This window comes from Kocuria sp. (assembly GCF_030536815.1).
In the GTDB taxonomy this organism is placed as follows: domain Bacteria; phylum Actinomycetota; class Actinomycetes; order Actinomycetales; family Micrococcaceae; genus Kocuria; species Kocuria gwangalliensis.
Genome location: NZ_JAUNPE010000220.1, coordinates 1 through 3,010, shown reverse-complemented (window position 1 = coordinate 3,010; position 3,010 = coordinate 1). Strand labels below are relative to the sequence as shown.

Annotated in this window: 4 protein-coding genes; all 4 read left to right on the top strand. The window is 64.7% G+C overall.

What is annotated here, in order from left to right; genetic code table 11:
• Positions 1-189 precede the first annotated feature (189 nt).
• The 4 genes from Q4E95_RS12375 to Q4E95_RS12360 all read left to right on the top strand — a co-directional run bounded on the left by Q4E95_RS12375 (position 190) and on the right by Q4E95_RS12360 (position 3,010).
• A complete protein-coding gene (locus Q4E95_RS12375; RefSeq protein WP_303383590.1) occupies positions 190-1,023 on the top strand; it encodes a DUF4397 domain-containing protein in 834 nt (277 codons plus the stop codon).
• 235 nt (positions 1,024-1,258) lie between these two features.
• On the top strand, positions 1,259-1,735 hold the full coding sequence (locus Q4E95_RS12370; protein WP_303383589.1) for a class F sortase: 477 nt from the start codon (positions 1,259-1,261) through the stop codon (positions 1,733-1,735).
• Positions 1,736-1,797: 62 nt separating this feature from the next.
• Complete coding sequence (locus Q4E95_RS12365) at positions 1,798-2,277, top strand: RNA polymerase sigma factor (RefSeq protein WP_303383588.1); 480 nt, start codon at positions 1,798-1,800, stop codon at positions 2,275-2,277.
• The gene (locus Q4E95_RS12360; RefSeq protein WP_303383587.1) at positions 2,270-3,010 is read left to right on the top strand and encodes an anti-sigma factor; all 741 of its coding nucleotides are present in this window, start codon (positions 2,270-2,272) and stop codon (positions 3,008-3,010) included. Before Q4E95_RS12365 ends, Q4E95_RS12360 begins: the two co-directional genes overlap by 8 nt.

The following is a 3,010-nucleotide window of genomic DNA, read 5'->3' as shown; positions in this document are numbered from 1 at the left end:
GGCGTGGGCCCCGACCGCGAGGACACCATTGTGGTCCGGGACCTGATCGACTAGTCCTTCCGGGCCGTTCCCAACTTTTTTCCGACGGGTGCAACTTTTCCACCGTGAGGCCAGTAGTACCGAGTGTGACCGACAACACGTCGCCACGCTCGGTACGCCCGGTCACCGGGCTTGGGAAAGGAACCCACTATGCGTACATCACTTCCGGCAGCCGTGACGGCGGCCATGAGTCTGGCCTTGGTCGCGGGTGCAACGCCCGCTTTCGCGCAAAGCCAGGCGGAAGAGACGAACACCGCTTCACTATCGGTTCTCCATGCCGTGCCCGACACGCCGGTCGACGTGTATGTCAACGGTGCGCTCACCCTGGACGATTTTGCACCGGGACAGCTGGCGGGACCCCTTGAGCTACCCGCCGGCAATATTCAAGTGGCCATCACCGCCAGCGACGCGCAGGACGCATCGTCACCCGTGATCGGTCCCGTGGACCTCACCCTGGGTGCGGGCACCATGAACACGGCGGTGGCCCACCTGGATGCCGAAGGTGCCCCAACGGCATCCGCATTTGTGGATGACACCTCCGGTCTTGAGGCCGGCCAGGGCCGCGTGACGGTTCGCCACGTGGCGGCCGCCCCGGCGGTCGATGTGTGGGCCAATGGTGAGGTCGCGGTGCAGAGCCTGACCAACCCCAACGAGGAGAGCCTGGAAGTGCCTGCGGGTGCGGTTCAAGCGGCCGTCTCCTTGGCCGGTGAAACCGACCCGGTCCTGGGACCCCAGGACATAGCCGTCATGGAAGGTGCAAACACGATTGTCTACGCGTGGGGTTCGGCCGCCGACGGCAACCTGGCGCTGGCGACCCAGACCGTGCAGGGAATGCACTCGGCCCCGGACGGGGTGCCCACCGGTGACACCCAGCTGCCCGCCGATTCACAGGGCATGTGGTACGTACTGGGAGCGGGTGTCCTGGCACTGGGGGCGGGGGCGGCAGTGACGCTCCAGCGCCGCCGGGCTCGAACGAATGCCTAACGGAGCCCATCGGGGACCCCGTCCCTTTCGGTTCGGCAGGACCGGGCAACGCCTGTTCCTGGTCCTGCCACTGACCGGTCTTTTCTTCTTCTTGTTCTGCTGGGGAGGGGCCGCTGTCCAAGAGCCGATCAATCATGGGGTTGCGGTGCTCGGCGTGGACGAGAGCCCCCGCACCGGGGCGGCCGCAAGCGCGCAATCCCGGGTGGTCGTTCCCCGTCCGGAGCAGGTGCCGGTCGTGACTGCTACGCCCGGGGCCGTTCCGGAGGTGCCCCCGATCAGACTGGATTACCCGACCCTGGGGATTGACATGCCAGTCATTCCCACGGGGGTGACCGAGGACGGCCAAATGGAGATCCCCGGTGACGCGGCGACCGCGGGGTGGTATCGATACGGAAAGGCTCCGGCGGATGCGATTGGCCATACCGTTATCGCGGCGCACAACGGTTCACCGGACACGCCGGTGGGGCCCCTGAACGCGATAGCAGGTTCGCGCACAGGCGATGAGATCAGGGTGGAGGACAGCGCCGGTCACGACTACACGTACCGAGTCCTGTCGGTGGAACATGTGAACAAGAACGAGTTGAACCTGGAGCCCTATTTTTCCCGGGACGCCACGCCCCGTCTGGTCTTGGTGACCTGCGGTGGCGAGTGGGTACCTGACCGGAACACGTATTCCGATAATGTGATTGTCATTGCCGAACCTTTGACGTGAGGGAGAGAGCACTGGATCACCAGCATGTAGCGCGTCTCTTCGTCGCAGGCGCACCCGAATCCTTGCGGTTCGTTTACGATGCCCACTCGAAGCTGATCTTCTCCCTGTGCCTCAAGGCCCTGGGTAACTATCACGACGCGGAAGATTGCACGCAGCAGGTGTTCACCAGGGCGTGGAAGTCCCGGGCCACGTACGACCCGGAACATGCAATGGGAGCGTGGCTCACGGGAATCACACGCAGGGTCGTTGCCGACTTCTACGCGGCAAAGGACAAGCAGAATAAAGTGGTGGAGGCGACGGGGACGAATACACCGGCGCCCAGGAGCGGGTTGTCGGATGAGGTCGTTCAACGTGTCATGGTGCATCACTCGCTCACCCAGTTAGGACCGCCCCAGGACCAAATACTGGCCATGGTGTATATCCAGGACATGTCCCAGCGGGACGTTTCCGAGAAGCTCGGGATTCCCGTGGGAACGGTCAAATCACACATTTATCGGGGCCTGGCCGCGTTGCGACGTCTGTGGGAGGTGCATGATGGCTGACAGCTCACAGCACCTCACGGACCAGCAACTGGCAGAAATTGCCGTGGAAGGTTCCACCACCGACACCCCGGGCACGGAGCACCTGGCGGGATGCGCGTCATGCCGGGCCGGCGTGGCGGATCTGAGGCGATTGACGGGACTGTTGTCCGAGCCCGTGCAGATTCTCGCACCGCCCGCTTCGCTGTGGGGCAGGGTCGAAGATTCGGTTCGGGAATCAACCACCGACCAGGCATCGGTGCCCCGGGAAGGCGCCAGGCACGTGGCGCGTCACCGCAAAGCTACTTGGGGAGCGGCCCTGGCCGGCTTGGCGGTTGGAACGTTGTTGGGTGGCGCTGCCGTGACGGCGACCAGCAACCTCCGTGACGCCCCGGATCAGGGTCCCACGTCGAGCCTGGTGGCCGTGGGGAGTGCCCACTTGGAACCCGTGGGCCAAACCGCGATCCAGGGGGACGCCGTGATGGAACGGGATCAGGACGGGAGCCTGAAACTTCACGTGGACGTCTCCGAGCTGGCCGACGACGGGTACTTGGAAGTGTGGCTGCGGGATGAGGGGGCAACACGGTTGGTGTCCCTGGGTGCCGTGACCTCGCGGTCCACCACGGTGGACGTGCCGGAAGGCCTCGACCTCGATGAGTTCCCCGTGGTCGATGTCTCTCACGAGCATTTTGACGGCGACCCCACCCACGGCGGCGAGACACTCCTGGCCGGCACCATGGACTCCAAAGACGCCTAG